Raw genomic sequence first — 17,773 nt, 5'->3', positions numbered from 1 at the left:
ATAAATTGTGACTTTTTAAGAAAACTTTAGTGAAATACATTTTATATAGAGTTTAACGAATTATGAATGTCATACATGCTAAAGAGATAAGCTTTGTAAGGTAATCGCTGAAGTTTTGAACGAGCAAGTTATGACTTTATTCAGAGATAAGATTTAGAGTTTTCACCTCTGTTAAGGTGGTATAGTTAACCCATTTTATTTTTTTGGTTGATTATAAAGGCATCTATGAAAAGCGATTCTAATGAAAAAGGACAGGAAAAGGTTTCAATTGGGGTTCCCTTGTACACTCAAGGCGGATTTGATAAACAGTTAAATTATAGCCTTTGGTCTACTTCTCGAGCTAGGTTTATTGCTTCTAGGAGACTCAATGAAAAGAATGTTCGTTCATATAAATCAATAGCTCTACTTTCCGCTTACATGATTTTGTTTTCCTTATTTGACTATTTCTTTCTGAGTCATTTGGAATCGTATAATGGTAATTATATTTTGTTTACCAATGTGATGCTCTCGCTTCTTATTTTAATTTTCAGTCAATTAGAAAGCTCTGCTTCATACGGTGTAAGGGCAGTTCGTCTGCATCAATGCGCTTTAGATATAAACAGTCTGTACAAAAAATTAAGAAGATTAAAAAACAAGTATGAAAATAGAGAGAAGGACGCTGATTTTTTTGATGCATTGGAAAGTTTGGATAAGGACTACGATGCAATTCTTAGAGCGTCAGATAACCATGAGGTTTTGGATAATGAACTGTTCAAGTCTCAGTACCCTAAATATGAGGACCATAAATTAGGAAGAATTGAGGTTCTATGGATAAAAATAAAAAAGTACCTAATAGATAAGTTCTTCTATCATATGGTTACTAATGTCCCAATGGCTTTGTTCGCATATATCATTTTTGAATCATATTTTCGCTACAATTACATTCTTTATAACTCTGTAGAAAATGAATCTTCTTTGTGGCTTATTATTTCTTCATGGGTAGGCTAACTATTTAATATTTCGTAGGAAACTTTCTTTGTTATAAAGGTAACAAATTAGCTTATCTTGACTTTTCCGTCTGTTCAGCGAACCGATGTTAACTTCTCAAATAAGGTGGTTGACGATTAACATCGGCCCGTTGATAGTGATTTGCAATTAGTTATAAACCTCTTAGTTAATATATAAAAAAGGAGGCATAGTGAATGCCTCCTTTTTCGTTTCATAACGTGAGTAGGGCTATTCGCAGCTTATCAACGCCTGTTTCCCTGCATTAGGCACAATGCGAAGGTTAGAAATGGCAATATGATTGGGTTTATCGCTGGATAACACAAAAGGCGACATCATCTTGCTAAAGGTTGCGCCTTTTTGGCTTAAACATCGCAAGGCAACACTCGCTTTGCCCCATGTGTCGGGTTGTTCGAAGTCGAAGTTGTTTTGCAACATTTCAGTGATGTCGATGTTCGCATCGCAGGCATCCAAACAGCGCACGCCTAGCTGCATCGCGTTAACCTGATTTGTCATGATTTTATAGTCAAACGCCAAACTTGCATCAGCTTCTAAGTAGCTAATTAAGTCTTCTGGGAACGGGGAATATAAGCCAAATTCGCTGGTACTTGTCGCTAGCCATTCAATAGAAAGTGCATCTTCTTGAACAAAGCGATCTATAGTTTGAACACGCATTTCAGGCGTTTGCAATACACTACTTGTGAGCGTTGTTAACGCATTGGCTGGGCCTGCGGCAATGGACCACGGCTTTTTCACTTGACCTACGTAGAGCGCTTTACTTGTTAACGTTTGCTTGGCATCCGTTTTGAACGTTTCAGGTAGCGCAGCTAATTCAGATGAGTCCGAATAAGTGAGGCCATAGCCATATTCAAACAAAGGTTTGGTGCTGTTATCGTTTTCGCCATCCAACACATTTGGCATCTGTGTTGGTGTTGCAGGCCATGAAAAAGATAGTTTGCCTTTGAAGTCATGATCAATCTGGTCTTTTTCATCACGCAAGATAACATCGGCAACGCCTTGGCCTTCTGAGCCCGGTAGCCATGCGGCAACAAAGGCATCCGCAGCGTTTAGTTCTGGGTTAACCCACATTGGGCGACCACTTATAAACACGGCTACAACCGGAATACCTTGTGATTTTAATTTACGCAACAACGCTAGGTCGCGTTTGTTTTCCCGTTGGTATTCAAGGTTGTTAATATCGCCATTGCCTTCTGCATATGGCTCCTCACCAAATACCACTACCGCGACATCAGGCTGGGTTGTGAAGTCTCCGTTTACCGACAACGACACGCTACCGCCCGCTTGCTCAACTTTGTGTTTGATACCTTGGTAAATTGATGTTGCACCGGGGAAATCGCTATTTTGGTTGCCAGTGCCTTGCCATGTGATGGTCCAGCCACCGGATTGCTTGCCAATGTTGTCCGCAGCATCGCCTGCAACCAATATATGTTGATTACCAGATAGCGGCAGAAGGTTTTGGTTGTTCTTTAACAGCACTAAAGATTCTTGTACTGCTTGACGCGCTATCGCTCGGTGTTCTGCTGCACCAATCAGTGATTGGTCACCGGAAAGCGCACGTTTAGCAGGGGAGGGGTTGTCGAATAAGCCCGCGCGTAGTTTCACTCGTAAAATACGTGTCACTGCGTCATCCAAACGCGCTTGTGGTATTACCCCGGTTTTCACTTGTTCTACAAGATTGGTGTAAAGCTTTCGCCAATCGTCGTTAGGCGTCATGTAAATATCGAGCCCCGCGTTAATAGCTTGCGGGCAGTTGTCGTTGGTGCAGCCGCTCACTTGGCCGTGACCATTCCAATCGCCAACCACTAATCCATCAAAGCCCATTCGTTCTTTCAGAACATCGGTTAGCAGATATTTGTCGCCGTGGATTTTGCTGCCGTGCCAACTATTAAATGAAGCCATTACCGTCTGCGCGCCAGCATTTAGTCCACCCACATACCCTTGGGCGTGAATATCGATAAGCGTTTGCTCTGATACCAGACTATCACCTTGGTCATCACCATTCAGAGTTCCACCATCACCAACAAAATGTTTAACAGTGGCAATGACTTTATCATCTGAGAAGGGTTTGCTGTCGCCATCGGCTGAACCTTGTAACCCTTTTACAATGGCTGCTGAATAGGCTTTCACCAAATCGGGAGATTCAGCATAACTTTCATAGGTTCGGCCCCAGCGATCATCTTGGGCGGTTGCTACGGTAGGCGCAAAAATCCAATCAATACCCGTTGCGAGCACCTCTTTTGCGGTGGCTGCGGCTATGGACTCAATTAATTCGGGGTTTCGAGCGGCGCCCAAGCCAATATTATGAGGAAACAAAGTCGCACCAATTACATTATTGTGACCGTGGACTGCATCCGTTCCCCACATAGTCGGGATAGTAGAGCCATCGATCGAGTCATCAACTGATGCTTGATACATCGCTTCAGCTAGGTTGATCCAATCTTTGGGGGTGGCGTGTTTGTTATCGTTTGGATACGCTCCGCCGCCGTTTAAATAGGAACCAAATCCATACTGACGCATTTCTTCAACAGTAATCGAGCGGATTTCTGGTTGCACAACTTGCGCGACTTTTTGCTCTATCGTCATCTTGTCAAGAATGGCTTTCGCACGCTTTTCAATGGCAGGATCGGCTTTAATTGCAGAATCAATTTGCGGCCATAAGTTTACATTGCGCGATAATCCTGTTTCGCTAGTTTGTGTTTTTGGGTCTTTATCTGGCTGAGCGTTGTTGTTGTTGCATCCAAGTAGAGCAAACGCTAGCGCACAGGCCATAGTGGTTTTTGTTAACTTCACATTGAGCGAAGGTGGATTCGATTTAAACATCAATCTATATCTCCGAGATTTATCCCTGATTGGGGCGATAACCTTTCGCGCCATAAAACGCAATGAATACATAACAAATTACAGGTAGTAAAAAGGAAGTTTGTAGTCCGCTGGCGTCAGCAATTAACCCTTGGAATACGGGGATGATTGCGCCACCAACAATGGCTAAACACAGTAAGCCAGAACCACGGCTGGTATCTATACCGAGCTTGGCAATGCCGAGCGAGAAAATGGTTGGAAACATAATGGAATTGCACAATCCGGTTGCTAGCAAGGCCCACATGGCGACTTTACCTGAACTGGTGATGGCAATGCCAAGCAGTACGATAGCGGCAAGGCTGTTAAAGGCCAATAAACGATTGGCTCGAATTTTTTGCATGATGGCGGCACCAATAAAGCGACCAATCATTGCGCCACCCCAGAAATAGGCGACGTAGTGCGCTGCCTCGGATTCAGTTAAGCCTGCGATATGTTTTTCGCCTAAAAAGCTAATCATAAAGCTTCCGATAGATACCTCTGCGCCAACATATACAAATATGCCAACAGCCCCCAACACTAAATGCTTGTAATGCGCCAGTGGTGTGCGTTTAACAACACCATCTAATGTTGGCGTCACTTGTGGAGAAGTATGGTTTGGCAAAGTGACAAAGCGCGACAAAACGGCCAGTAAAACTAAAATAGCGGCAAGGGTTAGGTAAGGCACAATCACGGTTTCAACATGATTTGCGTTGGTTTCTGTGTCTACCGAGCCAAAAATGAGTATGCCGCCAATGATAGGGGCAACGGTTGTTCCTAGCGAGTTAAATGCTTGCGTCATGTTCAAGCGGCTAGACGCGGTGTCTGGGTTGCCGATTAACGTTACTAATGGGTTTGCTGCAACTTGTAAAATAGTCACACCCGAAGCAAGCACAAATAAGCCAAGTAAGAACATCCAGTAGAGGGAGAGTTTGGCAGAGGGAACAAATAGTACGCAACCCACCGCCGCACACACTAAACCAAGTGCGATACCGGTTTTATACCCGAGTTTACTAACAATGTACCCAGCGGGCATAGACACTAAGAAATACGCGCCAAAGAAGCAAAACTGTACTAGCATGGCTTGGGTGTAGGTTAAATCAAAAACGCCCTTTAAATGAGGGATTAGAATGTCGTTCATGGCGGTGATAAATCCCCACATGAAAAACAAAGATGTTAATGAAGTGATCGCAATTCTGCCTTGGCTATTCGACAAGGTAGAACCTTGAGAAGACACGGTGTCGTCCACACCTGTAGTTCCTAAACTAGCCATAAATGCTACCTCTGAGGATTAATAGATAATAGTGAATGAGCTAGCCAACGACATAGATTGGTCATTAACTCGTATGGCCAGTTGCTCCAGATAAACATGACTTTAACAAAATTAAAACAAAATGAAAACGCTTACATTTTGTTTTAGTTGTGGTAAATTTCTGGGATAGATAAATTTCTTCATTTCAAATGTACGGTTAAGCCTAAGCCTATGTTTTTAAAATGAAGGCGACTAGGGAATAGGAAACTTATGAGTATTCGCTTACACGCTCATTCTCCGCTATTAAATGAAGCATTTTGTTTCGGTGTTGCAACCGCCTCTTTCCAAATAGAGGGAGGCATTGAACACAGGGAACCTTGCAACTGGGATGTTTTTTGTCAACAGCCCGGTGCCATTGCTGATCAGTCAGATGGCGCAGTAGCATGCGATCATTTTCATCGCTGGAAAGAAGATTTTGCACTGATTAAGTCTTTAGGGGTTGATGCTTATCGCATGTCCATTTCTTGGCCTCGGGTAATGGATGCAAATGGTCAACTTAAGCAAGAAGGCGTTAATTATTATATTGAGCAATTGGATTGGCTCAATGCAAACAACATTAAACCTTTTATAACGCTTTATCATTGGGATTTACCGCAACATATTGAAGAAAATGGGGGTTGGTTAAATCGAGAAACCGCCTACTTATATGAACAATATGTGGATGCAATTACCCAAGCCTTTGGTGATAGGGTTTATTCCTATGCGACCTTTAACGAACCTTTTTGTAGCGCCTATTTAGGTTATGAGTTGGGCATTCATGCGCCGGGCATTACAGGCACTAAAAATGGTCGAACAGCCGGACATCATTTGCTTCTTGCTCACGGCTTAGGCATGGCAGTGTTGCGTAAGAATGCACCAAATGCATTATGTGGCATTGTCTTAAATATTACGCCTACTTATCCTGCCTCCGATAGTGCTGAAGATATTGCAGCAGCAAAAATGGCCGACCAAATTCTTAACCAATGGTTGTTCCAACCCGTATTAGCAGGGTCTTATCCAGAAGCGGTGCTAACCGAGCCAGAAGGTGCTGCACCGCCAGTTGAAGAGGGCGATTTAGCGCTGATTTCCACGCCAATTGATTTCTTGGGAATTAATTATTATACCCGGGAAGTTTATCAAAGTGCTGAAGGTGAGTTATATCAAGCGGTTCCTGAGAAAACATTACCGTTAACTGATATGGGATGGGAAGTGTTTCCGCAAGGGCTAACCGATGTATTGGTTGATTTACATCAACGCTATACCTTGCCTCCGCTGTACATTACAGAGAACGGCGCAGCCATGCCCGACACGCTGCAAAATGGCGAGGTGATGGATACAGATAGAGCCGAATATATTCAAACGCATTTACAAGCTGTTGAAAATGCTATGCAGCAAGGCGTTGATATTCGTGGTTATTTTGCGTGGAGCCTATTAGATAACTTTGAATGGGCAGAAGGCTATGTAAAACGCTTTGGTATTGTTTACGTAGATTATCAAACACAACAACGAACTTTAAAATACAGTGGTCGTTGTTATCAGGCGTTATTAACCGAGCGTAGGCAATCCGAACGTCAAGAGCAACGTGCTTAGTGCATAACTTTTAACATAAAAAACAGTAACATCAGTTAAAAACAACAATAAGAAAGAAGGCCGAAAATATGCTTCAGGTTAAAGAGAAAATCGCTTACGGGTTAGGGGATACGGCGAGTAATATTGTGTTTCAAACCGTCATGCTTTTTCTTGCGTTTTTTTATACCGATATTTTCGGCTTGTCTCCTGCCATTGTCGGCACCTTGTTCCTTTCAATACGAGTGTTGGATGCGATAACCGATCCTCTTATGGGGGCATTAACCGATAGAACACGCAGCAAACATGGTCATTTTCGCCCCTACATTCTATGGCTGGCGATTCCCTTTGGTGCAATTAGTGTTATCACTTTTACAACCCCTGACCTAGGTGACACTGGAAAGGTGATTTACGCCTTTGCGACTTACGCTCTTTTGATGATTGCTTATACTGCTATCAATATTCCTTATTCCGCTTTAGGCGGGGCATTAACGCCAAATCCAGAAGAACGGGTAACAGTGCAATCCTATCGTTTTACCTTCGGTATGTTGGGTGGATTATTGGTTTCTGCGTTAACGATTCCACTGGTAGATTGGTTAGGCAAGGGTGATAAAGCCTTGGGTTATCAACTTACTATGGTCATCATGAGTATTGCCGGTGTCGTGATGTTCTTTATTTGTTTTTACGGGACCAAAGAGCGGGTGGAAATGCCGCAGACAAATGGCAGACCGCTTAAAGCTGATTTACAACTTTTATGGCGTAATGATCAATGGCGGGTGCTGTGTGCTGCCGCGTTTGTTTTGCTCGTCGGCATGGTTTTACGTAACACCTTAGCCATTTATTACGTGAAGTATTACTTAGAGCAGGAGTCTATGATTACTCAGTTCATTACGCTGGGAATGATTGGTAACATTTTAGGTTGTGTTGTGTCTGCCTATGCAGCCAAGAGAATATGCAGAATTAAGCTATACCGATTGCTGCAAGTGATAGCGGGTGTTATCAGCGCGGCGAGTGTTCTGGTTGACAGCAGCAGCCTAATTCTCGCTTTTGTAATGCATTTCTTGTGGGGCTTTTTCCTACAAATGGCTACCCCCTTGCTTTGGGCCAAAATGGCTGATGTTGTTGATTACGGTCATGTGAAAACCGGTGAACGTTTGACCGGTGTGGTTTATTCGACCATTGTCTTCTTTATAAAATTAGGCTTAGCCCTTGGTGGCGCAATAGCCGGATGGTTACTTGCCTTCTATGGTTATGAAGCAGATCAAGCGCAGTCTGAAACGGTGAAACAAGGTATTTTATGGTCGTTTACCGTTTTCCCTGCATTATGCTTTTTTGTTGTCGCGTTTTTAATGAAAGGTTATACGCTCAACAACACGAAAGTAAGTGAACTTCAGCAATCTCTACAAACCAATTAGGATTACTTTTTTTTACAAATATTAATAACTTGTAAAATTTTTTAGAAAAATGAGAATGTAAGCGTTTACATTTTTTTCTTTGAAGGTTAATATTCTTGCCAATAGTTGCTCATTATTAGGATGATATTTAGTTGAGCGTTACAACAGTAGTCATGGAATGGTAATGAATCCAATTGGCGGAGACTTCAATGAACAAGCCTTTATTTACCAAAAACACAATCACAACTGCACTATTGTTAGCTGCGTTCTCCGGTTCGGCGGCTGCGCAACAATGTCAAAATCTGATTTGGAGTGATGAATTTAATGGAACACAGCTCGATACCACTAAGTGGGAAGCCCAACTAGGTGATGGCTGTGATATTGGACTTTGTGGTTGGGGTAACAATGAACTTCAATGGTACAAATCTGAGAACGCAACAGTTGCCAACGGTGTTCTTAGCATTACCGCAAAACGAGAACGTGTAAGAAGCAAATCCTATACTTCTGCGCGTTTAAGAACGGCGAATATGCCAAATGGCGGAGAGTGGACCAACGGGCGTTTTGAAGCTCGTATTAAATTACCGCTTGGACAAGGCTTATGGCCTGCATTTTGGATGCTTCCGACTGATCCTGCGGAAGTATGGCCAATTAGCGGTGAAATTGACATCATGGAGGCAACTGGTCAAGCCTCGATGACAGCCTTTGGTACGATTCATTACGGCGAACTGTATCCAAACAACTCTTTCCAAGGCAACGATATTCTTTGGCAACCGGACTTACTTTCGGATGATTTCCATGTGTTTGCCGTGGAGTGGGAGCCAAACGAAATTCGTTGGTATCTCGACGACATCCTTTATTCAGTAAAAAAACCAGAAGATTTAGCCAACCCAGCATGGTGGACATTTGAAAATTACCAGTATCACTTCCTACTAAACGTTGCTGTTGGTGGTTCTATTGGTGGCACGCCAGATGATTCAATCTTCCCATCAACAATGGAAGTGGATTATGTTCGTGTATACGACATGGGCCAACCTTCTGTAGATGGACCTCACATTATCGCACCGGGTAAGTCTGGCACGTATACCGTTATTGATGAAGACCCAAACAGCACTTATGCGTGGTCGGTTCCGGCGGGTGCGACGCTCTCTGGCGGCGGCGATTCTATTAGTGTGGACTTTGGTTCAGCAACCAGTGGAGATGTTTCCGTTGAGGTAACAAATAGCTGCGGTACATATTCACTTTCTGTTCCGGTTTTTGTTGAACCTGTTCTGCCAGTTGAAGCGGTGTTGGACGACTTCAATGGTAACGCAAACATGACGTACACCTCATTCACTGGCAACTTCCAAGTTGTTGACGGTGAGTTGGTTTATACCCGCGACGCGGGCTCGCTTTACGATGTGATTGCCGCAACAACCTCGGCTATTCCTGCCGCAGATGCCTTTTTAACGGGTGGTAAAGCATTCACTATCGATATTACTAATTTCGACCCTACACTGGTTGGTAAGGAAATCCTTATCCAATTAGAAAACAGTGCAACGGCAACACCGTCTAACTATCCAACTGGGCGCCATAGTAAATATGAAGCGCATATTGAACATGCAAATGGTAAGCAAACCTTACGTTTCAGACTTCAAGAGCGTGTTGATGGTTTAACTAAAACAGGTGATGTTGACACCATCGTTATTTTAATTGAACCCAATACCTTTGATGGCAGCACTTATGTGATGGATAACATCAATATTTTAGGAAATGGAAATTAGTTTGGACGAAATGCAGTGGCGTCGCTGTCACTGCGAGAAATGACATGTATTGCAGTATCTGAAGGTTTCCTTCACTTAGTCTTGTTGTAAAACAAGCAGCTTGGGTAAGTATTGTTAATTGACACCCCCCCGACAATACTTACCCTTTTTTCCTATCATCTTCCCTGATTTTGGCTACAAATCTAAGATTAAGCGTGGGGTTCGCTAATGCTATCTCGAGTGACAAGATGTGGCACAATTCTATCTGTATTGTAGTTGATTTCCTGATTATACACGTTTGCTAAAACCCAACGCGCGGCTTGTTCACCGAGTGTATGTTTGGCGTAGTGCATAGTCGTCAGGCGAGGGTAGGTAAACTGGGAAAATTCCACATCATCGAAGCCAATGACCGAGACATCTTCAGGAATTGATAACCCTTTTTCTCTAATGGCCCCTAGTGCACCGTAAGCCATTTCATCGTTGGCACAGACGATAGCCGTGACTTCCGGTTTATCCGAAAGGATCTTTAGCGTTTGTTCATAGCCTGAATGCGCTTGGAAATTACCAGGGAAGATCAGTGATGTGTCAAAAGGAATACCCGCTTTTTCCAATGCATTTTTATGACCTTCTAAGCGGTCTACAGCATCGTCCTTTTCTTTTGGGCCCGAAATATAGGCGATATATTTATGTCCCAAATCGGTTAGTGCCGAGGTGGCGATTTCAGCTCCCTTAATGTTGTCGATGCTAATGCAATGCTCAGCAATTTCAGGAATATAGCGATTAACGACAATAAACATGACTTTTTCTTTGGCAAGCTTAACTAAATAGTCGTCGCTAACGGCTTCTAGATGCAAAATAAGTGCATCACAGCGTCTATCTCTTAGGGATTCAATGGCACTCATTTCATCCTCTTCACGACTGTGACCGGCAGAAATGATTACATGTTTGGATGCGTTACGTAGGATTTTCTCAGCGGGAGAAATCATGGCGCCAAAAAACGCACCGTGCAGTTCAGGCACCACATAACCTATAGTATTACTTTTGTTCGATGCAAGCGATTGGGCAATGTAGTTAGGGCGATAGTCCAAGTCCTTCATTGCTTTTTCAACGCGTTCTTTGGTGTGGGGTTTAACTTGTCCGGTGTTGTTAATGACCCGAGAAACAGTGGCAAGCGATACGCCTGCCAATTCGGATACTTGTTTTATTGTCGCCATCGGTTTTCATCCAGAAATTTAGTATAAATGTTCTAATCCGATGGCTATTTTACGACTTTTTTAGGTTTAACCAATGTTTTGTACTAGGGAATGCGAATTTTTTGGTTGCAAAGTAATACCTTTCGTGACTGCAGACTCGATGCAAAGAAAGCGTAAATAGCCGTCGTCTGGTATGTTTGCGATATCTTTCGCGCCTTTCCAAGGGTTCCAAATCACGATACTGTCATGGCCTGCGGCGTTCACAGAAATGGCATTTCCTGTACTTTGGTCAATCAGTAATCGGGCATTTTGGCTGAAATGAATGCAGTCATTCGGTCCTTGTATCCGGTAGGTCTCTGGTGCATTAAACCAAGCCATGTCACGATTTTTATCCTTGTATTCGCCATCAACCCCGATAATTTCAATTCGATTAATGTCGTCAACAGCAAAATAGGTGTGTAACGCGCCAGTAAATTCAAAGGCTTCGTTGCCTGTATTTTTGGTGATAAGTGTCATGCGCAGTTGTGCGCCAACTAATACCTCTAATTGCAATTCAGCTTGGTGAGGGAAGCCTTTGCCTGAGGTTGTTGGGCAATTAAAAATGAGCAATGTATGTGAATCGACATCCTTGGCGCTGATTAACTCCCATTTCTGAGAGCGGGCAAAACCATGCATAGGAAGAGAGGTATCATTATTCGGATATTGGCTTGCAAACCAAGGCCAACAAACGGGGGTGCCGCCGCGAATGGTTTCGGTGGCGTCCACTTTGGTTAACGGGCTAAGCCACAACCGTTCGATGTCGTCTTCTTTGGGAATAAAGCTAAATACCTGTGCGCCGAAAAGTGAAATTTTGGCGCTAGCAAGTTCGTTATCAATAACGAAGATGGTATTGTCGTTTTGCTTTTCAATGGTAACTGATGCCGGTAATTGCATGGCGACCTCATAAAAAGAGATGAAATGGCAGACATAAAAAAGGCGGCTTAAGCGCCGCCTTATCGCGAAGAGAATATTATCGACTAATATGCTTCACTAATTCTAGCACTTTGTTTGAATAACCGATTTCGTTGTCGTACCAAGACACCAATTTCACAAAGTTATCCGTTAGTGCAATTCCTGCTGTGGCGTCGAAGATTGAAGTACGAGTATCGCCAATGAAGTCTTGGGATACCACTTCGTCTTCTGTATAACCTAAAATGCCTTTGAGCTCACCTTCAGACGCGGCTTTAATGGCTGCGCAAATATCATCATACTTTGCGCCTTTTTCTAGGTTAACGGTTAAGTCAACAACCGACACATCGGCGGTTGGCACACGGAAAGCCATACCCGTTAGCTTACCATTCAACGCCGGAATCACTTTGCCTACCGCTTTAGCTGCCCCGGTTGATGATGGAATGATGTTTTGGTAAGCACCACGGCCGCCGCGCCAATCTTTGTGAGATGGGCCATCAACCGTTTTTTGTGTAGCTGTAACCGCGTGAACAGTGGTCATTAAACCGTCAACAATACCAAAGTTGTCGTTTACCACTTTTGCTAATGGCGCTAAACAGTTGGTGGTGCATGACGCATTTGACACGATGGCCTGACCATCGTAGCTATCATGGTTTACACCCATAACAAACATTGGGGTAGCATCTTTAGATGGCGCTGACATAACCACTTTTTTGGCACCGGCTTGTAAGTGAGCACGAGCGGATTCGTCGGTTAAGAATAGGCCAGTTGATTCAACAACAACATCTACGCCAATATCGCCCCAAGCTAGGTTTGCTGGGTCTTTTTCTGCTGTTACACGAATGGCTTTACCATCGACAACTAACTGATTACCTTCTGCAACAACATCATATTTAAAGCGACCGTGTGTTGAATCGTATTTCAACATGTAGGCCATGTATTCAGGATCAAGTAAGTCGTTAATACCGACGACTTCAATTCCGTCTTGCTCAAGCGCGGCACGAAAAACGAAGCGACCAATTCGCCCGAAACCGTTGATTCCAACTTTAATTGTCATGAGATTTCCTCGATGGTTGAGCTTAAATTATGAAATAAAATTACAAAAATTATGGATCATTCCGTCGGAAAAGGCAAAACAATCCGTCAAAATGTTGCAAAATTACAAATTTCCTTCGTGCAAAATTTGCTGTTTTCTAATATCGTTAGGGGTTCGAACGCTGACTCTTAAAATATCCCAATAAACAACTCATATTAAGTGGGTTAAGAGTCTTCAAAAAGTTAAACGATTAAGACACGCTTACAGGAATTAAAAAAGCAAATGACTAACTCCTTAATTGAAAAGCTAGTTGAGTTACGTGGCATTGAATCGAACTATGTCGATGCATGGGGCGATGCGGTGCAAATTAGCGATGACACAAAATCAATGCTGTTAGGTGCGATGGGTTATGATGTTGAGAACGAAGAAGCGTTAGAAAAACGTATATCAGATGACATTGATAAAAGTTGGATGTCTCCACTTAATCCGGTTCAAGTTAACCGTGAACATGAAGCCCTTATTATTCCTGTAAGGCTCCCTATAGAATTGGTCAACGATGCATTCAGTTTTGTGATTACGACCGAGCAAGGCAAAACACATTCAGTCAACTTTGTGCCGTCTGACGGTGAACTCATCAATTCGGTTGATATAGACGACATTGAATTTCAAGAATACGTGGTGCAAATCAAAGAAACCATGCCACTTGGTTATCATCAGGTGGTACTCAATGCTGATGATGGCGACACATTGGCTCAGATGCGTTGGATTATCGCGCCTCAACGTTGCTACATTCCAGACGACATTGATAACGGCAAAAAAGTATGGGGATTGAGTGTTCAACTCTATTGCTTACGTAGTGAGCGAAATTGGGGAGTGGGTGACTTTACCGATCTCAGTTATTTGCTCGGACAAGCGGGGCGTCAAGGTGCTCAATTTGTTGGTTTAAATCCAGTTCATGCGTTATATCCCGCCAATCCTAATGGGTGTAGCCCTTATTCACCATCATCTCGCCGTTGGCTTAACTTCATTTATATCGATGTTACCGCAATTGCGGGTTTTGAACATGAATCGGTACAAAAAATAGTAAATTCTCATGAGTTTCAAGCCACGCTGAACCATGCACGAGAAATTGATTATGTTGATTACGAAGCGGTAACGCGTCTTAAGTTGCAAGCATTAAACGCCATTTTTGAAGTTCAATACGAAACGCTGGTTAATCAAAAAACGGAACAAAACAAAGCTTTTACTGCCTTTATAGAGGAAGGCGGCGAGAGCCTAGAAATGTTAGCCACCTTTGATGCTATCCAAGAAAGCCTAACAAAAGAAGGTAAGCCTGCATGGGGCTGGCCGGTTTTCCCGAAAGAATACAATGAATTCCAAAATCCAGCGGTTGTTAAATTCAGAAAGAACAACGCATCGCGCGTTACCTTTTTCATGTTTTTGCAGTGGCAAGCCGCATTGCAGCTAGAGCAGGCGAATCAAGCGGCGCAAGATGCAGGTATGCAAATCGGTATTTATCGTGATTTGGCGGTGGGTGTTAGTGAAGGCAGTGCCGAGATTTGGGGAAATCGCAGTTTATATGTTACCGACGCGAGTGTTGGTGCGCCTCCTGATGTACTTGGGCCGCTTGGTCAAAACTGGGGGTTGCCACCAATGGACCCTCAAGAGCTTTACCAGCAGGCTTACCAGCCAATTGTCGATTTATTCAGCGCGAATATGCAATCCAGTGGAGCTCTTAGAATCGATCACGTAATGGCATTATTGCGTTTATGGTGGGTGCCAAAAGGGGAAAAAGCGGATAAGGGCGGTTATGTGTATTATCCGGTTAATGATTTATTAGCGATTTTAGCGTTAGAAAGTCACCGACATCAGAGCTTAGTGATTGGCGAAGATTTAGGTACGGTGCCAGATGAAATCGTTACTATGTTGCGTGAAAACGGCATCCATTCCTATCGAGTGTTCTTTTTTGAGCAAGCCGAAGATGGCGGTTTTTACTCGCCGAGCCATTACCCAGAACAATCTATGTCTACACTAACAACTCATGATATGCCAACGCTAACGGGGTATTGGCATTGTTTAGACTTAGAACTCGGAAATGAACTAAATTTATATCCAAGTGCAGAAGTGCTTGAAAATTTATATCACAGCCGACACGAAAACAAACAGCGCATTTTGGACACGTTACATGGGCATGGTGCGATTCCCGAGTGGACCGATAGAAGCGCCGAAGGTATGGCTATGCATAAACAGCTAAATCACGGTATGCAATATCATATGGCGAAAGGTTCAAGTGCGTTGTTGTCATTGCAATTAGAGGATTGGTTAGAAATGGATAAGCCAGTTAATATTCCGGGAACTTCCAGTGAATACCCTAACTGGAAACGTAAGCTGACCCGTAATCTGGAGCAGATTTTTACTGATCCAACACTCAACAATCTTGCGTTAGGATTAACTGAGGCTAGAAACAGTGTGTCAAAGCCCAAACAGTCTTAGTGTGATAGTTAGATAAAGGTAAAGAATGCAGCTAGATCAAAAGTTACTAAAAGCAGAGTGCTCCCATCCTTTTCAATATTTAGGTGTACATCATGATGGTGGGCAGCAGGTGGTGCGAGTAATTGTTCCGGGAGCTGAGAAAGTAACCCTTATTTCATATCCAAATGGCTCCAGTATTGGCGAAATGCAGCAAAGGCGCGATACACCACTGTTTCAGTTGGCGGTCAACGAAGGTGATCTAGACGGTATTTATGAACTGAAAGTCAAAACAAAAGACGGCGAGTTTCGTTATCTTGATCCTTATCAGTTTCAGGAACATGCGTATCATGCGGTGCATTTTGTTGATCATCATCCAGAGAATATATATCAGCAATTAGGTGCACAACTTACAACCGTGCATGCAGATGGGCGAGATGTGGCTGGGGTACGGTTTGCCGTTTACGCACCCAATGCGTCTGCTGTTTCTGTGGTGGGAGACTTTAATTGGTGGGACGGAGTCCGTCATCCCATGCAAAAAACCGATATGGGTTACTGGGTGCTGTTTATTCCCGGTGTACGTGCCTCTGCGAAGTACAAATATCAGATAAAAGACAACCAAGGTCATGCGTTGCCACATAAAGCGGATCCCGTTGGCTTTTATGCTGACCAATACCCGTCTCATGCCTCTGAAGTTTATGATCACACAAGGTATGAATGGGAAGATATGGATTGGATGCAGCGTGATGCAGAAAATTTATATCAAAGTCCGATGAGCATTTATGAAGTGCATTTAGGGTCGTGGCGGCAAAAGATGGTAGGCGGAAAAGGTGAGCCATTAAATTACCATGAATTAGCCGATACGTTAATTCCCTATGTGAAAGGGATGGGATATACCCATATCGAGTTATTACCTGTAACCGAGCATCCATTTGATGGCTCTTGGGGATATCAACCGATAGGGTTGTTTGCGCCAACAAGTCGTTTTGGCTCACCAGACGATTTCAAGTTTTTTGTTGATCAATGCCACCAAAATGGCATTGGCGTGATCATGGATTGGGTGCCCGCGCATTTTCCAGAAGATCCACATGGTTTGGCTCGTTTTGATGGTTCTTGCGTGTATGAATATGAAGATCCGCGTAAAGGGTGGCACCCTGATTGGAATTCTTGCATTTACGATTACGGTAAAAACGAGGTGCGTCAATTTTTAGTGGCGAACGCGTTATATTGGTTAGATAAATTTCATATTGATGGATTGCGCGTTGATGCCGTGGCGTCCATGTTATATCTAGACTATTCCCGAAAAGAGGGTGAATGGATACCCAATGTAGATGGTGGGAATCGCAACTACGAAGCCATTAGTTTATTACAATGGATGAACCGCGAAGTTTATGACAAGTTTCCCAAAGCATTTACTATTGCGGAGGAATCCACTGCATTTCCTAAGGTTTCTCGACCGGTGCATGAAGGTGGATTAGGTTTCGGGTTCAAATGGAATATGGGATGGATGCATGATTCTTTGCATTTCATCTCTAAAGATCCTGCATATCGTCATTATCATCATAACGAAATCACATTTAGCTTAATTTATGCATTCGATGAGAACTTTGTCCTCCCCATTTCTCATGATGAAGTTGTGCATGGGAAAGGGTCGTTAATTCGCAAAATGCCCGGTGATGAATGGCAACAGGCAGCCAACTTAAGATGTTATGCCGCTTTTATGTACGCGCATCCGGGGAAAAAGCTCAATTTCATGGGAAATGAGTTTGGACAGAGTGAAGAATGGAATCATTCATCTTCTTTGAGCTGGCACTTATTGGAGTTCGAAAAACACCAAGGTATACAGCAAACGTATCAAGTCCTTAATGGTGTATACCGTGACTATCCAGCATTGCACCAATTAGACAGTGACCCAAGTGGATTTGAATGGATTGACAATCAAAATTCAGAACAAAGCGTACTATCGTTTTTACGACGCTCAGTTGATGATGCCGAGCATGTGGTTGTGATCAGTAATTTTACACCGGTGCCTCGCGAAAACTATCGTATTGGTGTGCATAAAGCCGGGAAATACAAAATTATTGTGAATACTGACGATGTTTCTTTATGGGGCAGTGGGTTTGAAACTCATGTGAATTTAGCCACTGAAGAAATTATGTGGAATGACAAACCTCGGTCAATTGTGCTTAATTTGCCACCTTTGGCGACCTTATACTTGGTCATTGATGCTTAACCAATTGCTTACTTCTTTAGGACGTGTCTGTGTACGCCAAAAGCCAACCATCAAAACGCGATAG

The 17,773-nt window shown here is 43.2% G+C and carries 11 protein-coding genes; 6 read left to right on the top strand and 5 right to left on the bottom strand.

The genetic code is table 11. The features are described 5' to 3' along the window. Window positions 1-225: 225 nt before the first annotated feature. Window positions 226-987 carry an SLATT domain-containing protein gene (locus tag HJG39_RS01240; RefSeq protein WP_268405825.1) on the top strand — a complete coding sequence of 254 codons (762 nt, stop codon included), beginning with the start codon at window positions 226-228 and terminating at the stop codon, window positions 985-987. A 228-nt stretch (window positions 988-1,215) separates the two neighbouring features. On the opposite strand, the gene HJG39_RS01235 is transcribed toward HJG39_RS01240, so the two are convergent. Next, window positions 1,216-3,825: a glycoside hydrolase family 3 protein gene (locus HJG39_RS01235; RefSeq protein ID WP_326849232.1), complete on the bottom strand. Its 2,610-nt coding sequence runs from the start codon at window positions 3,823-3,825 to the stop codon at window positions 1,216-1,218. 19 nt (window positions 3,826-3,844) lie between these two features. After that, window positions 3,845-5,113 (bottom strand): sugar MFS transporter, encoded by a 1,269-nt coding sequence (locus tag HJG39_RS01230; RefSeq protein WP_268405822.1) that lies wholly within the window; start codon window positions 5,111-5,113, stop codon window positions 3,845-3,847. 249 nt (window positions 5,114-5,362) lie between these two features. Between HJG39_RS01230 and HJG39_RS01225 the strand changes: the two genes are divergently transcribed. The 3 genes from HJG39_RS01225 (at window position 5,363) to HJG39_RS01215 (ending at window position 9,851) form a co-directional block, all read left to right on the top strand. Next, window positions 5,363-6,721 carry a GH1 family beta-glucosidase gene (locus HJG39_RS01225; RefSeq protein WP_268405819.1) on the top strand — a complete coding sequence of 453 codons (1,359 nt, stop codon included), beginning with the start codon at window positions 5,363-5,365 and terminating at the stop codon, window positions 6,719-6,721. Window positions 6,722-6,789: 68 nt separating this feature from the next. Then, entirely contained in the window at window positions 6,790-8,112 is a 1,323-nt protein-coding gene (locus HJG39_RS01220; protein ID WP_268405816.1) for a glycoside-pentoside-hexuronide (GPH):cation symporter, read from the top strand. 188 nt (window positions 8,113-8,300) lie between these two features. Further along, complete coding sequence (locus HJG39_RS01215; protein ID WP_268405813.1) at window positions 8,301-9,851, top strand: family 16 glycosylhydrolase; 1,551 nt, start codon at window positions 8,301-8,303, stop codon at window positions 9,849-9,851. Window positions 9,852-10,039: 188 nt separating this feature from the next. Here HJG39_RS01215 and HJG39_RS01210 read toward each other — a convergent pair whose 3' ends face one another. The 3 genes from HJG39_RS01210 to gap form a co-directional block, all read right to left on the bottom strand. Next, window positions 10,040-11,044, bottom strand: coding sequence for a LacI family DNA-binding transcriptional regulator (locus HJG39_RS01210; protein ID WP_268405810.1), 1,005 nt, complete (start codon window positions 11,042-11,044; stop codon window positions 10,040-10,042). A 66-nt stretch (window positions 11,045-11,110) separates the two neighbouring features. Further along, on the bottom strand, window positions 11,111-11,956 hold the full coding sequence (locus HJG39_RS01205) for a D-hexose-6-phosphate mutarotase (protein WP_268405806.1): 846 nt from the start codon (window positions 11,954-11,956) through the stop codon (window positions 11,111-11,113). Window positions 11,957-12,032: 76 nt separating this feature from the next. After that, on the bottom strand, window positions 12,033-13,028 hold the full coding sequence (gene gap / locus HJG39_RS01200) for a type I glyceraldehyde-3-phosphate dehydrogenase (protein ID WP_268405803.1): 996 nt from the start codon (window positions 13,026-13,028) through the stop codon (window positions 12,033-12,035). Between the two features lie 261 nt (window positions 13,029-13,289). On the opposite strand from gap, the gene malQ reads away from it, so the two are divergent. Both malQ and glgB read left to right on the top strand, forming a co-directional pair. Further along, window positions 13,290-15,500, top strand: a complete 2,211-nt coding sequence (gene malQ, locus HJG39_RS01195) for a 4-alpha-glucanotransferase (RefSeq protein WP_268405800.1) — start codon at window positions 13,290-13,292, stop codon at window positions 15,498-15,500. Window positions 15,501-15,525: 25 nt separating this feature from the next. Next, on the top strand, window positions 15,526-17,709 hold the full coding sequence (gene glgB / locus HJG39_RS01190) for a 1,4-alpha-glucan branching protein GlgB (protein WP_268405797.1): 2,184 nt from the start codon (window positions 15,526-15,528) through the stop codon (window positions 17,707-17,709). Window positions 17,710-17,773 lie beyond the last annotated feature (64 nt).

The organism is Alteromonas sp. a30, assembly GCF_026788005.1.
Taxonomy (GTDB): Bacteria; Pseudomonadota; Gammaproteobacteria; order Enterobacterales; family Alteromonadaceae; genus Paraneptunicella.
Note: the sequence above shows the minus strand (reverse complement) of the source record. Positions and strands in the feature narration are given on the sequence as shown.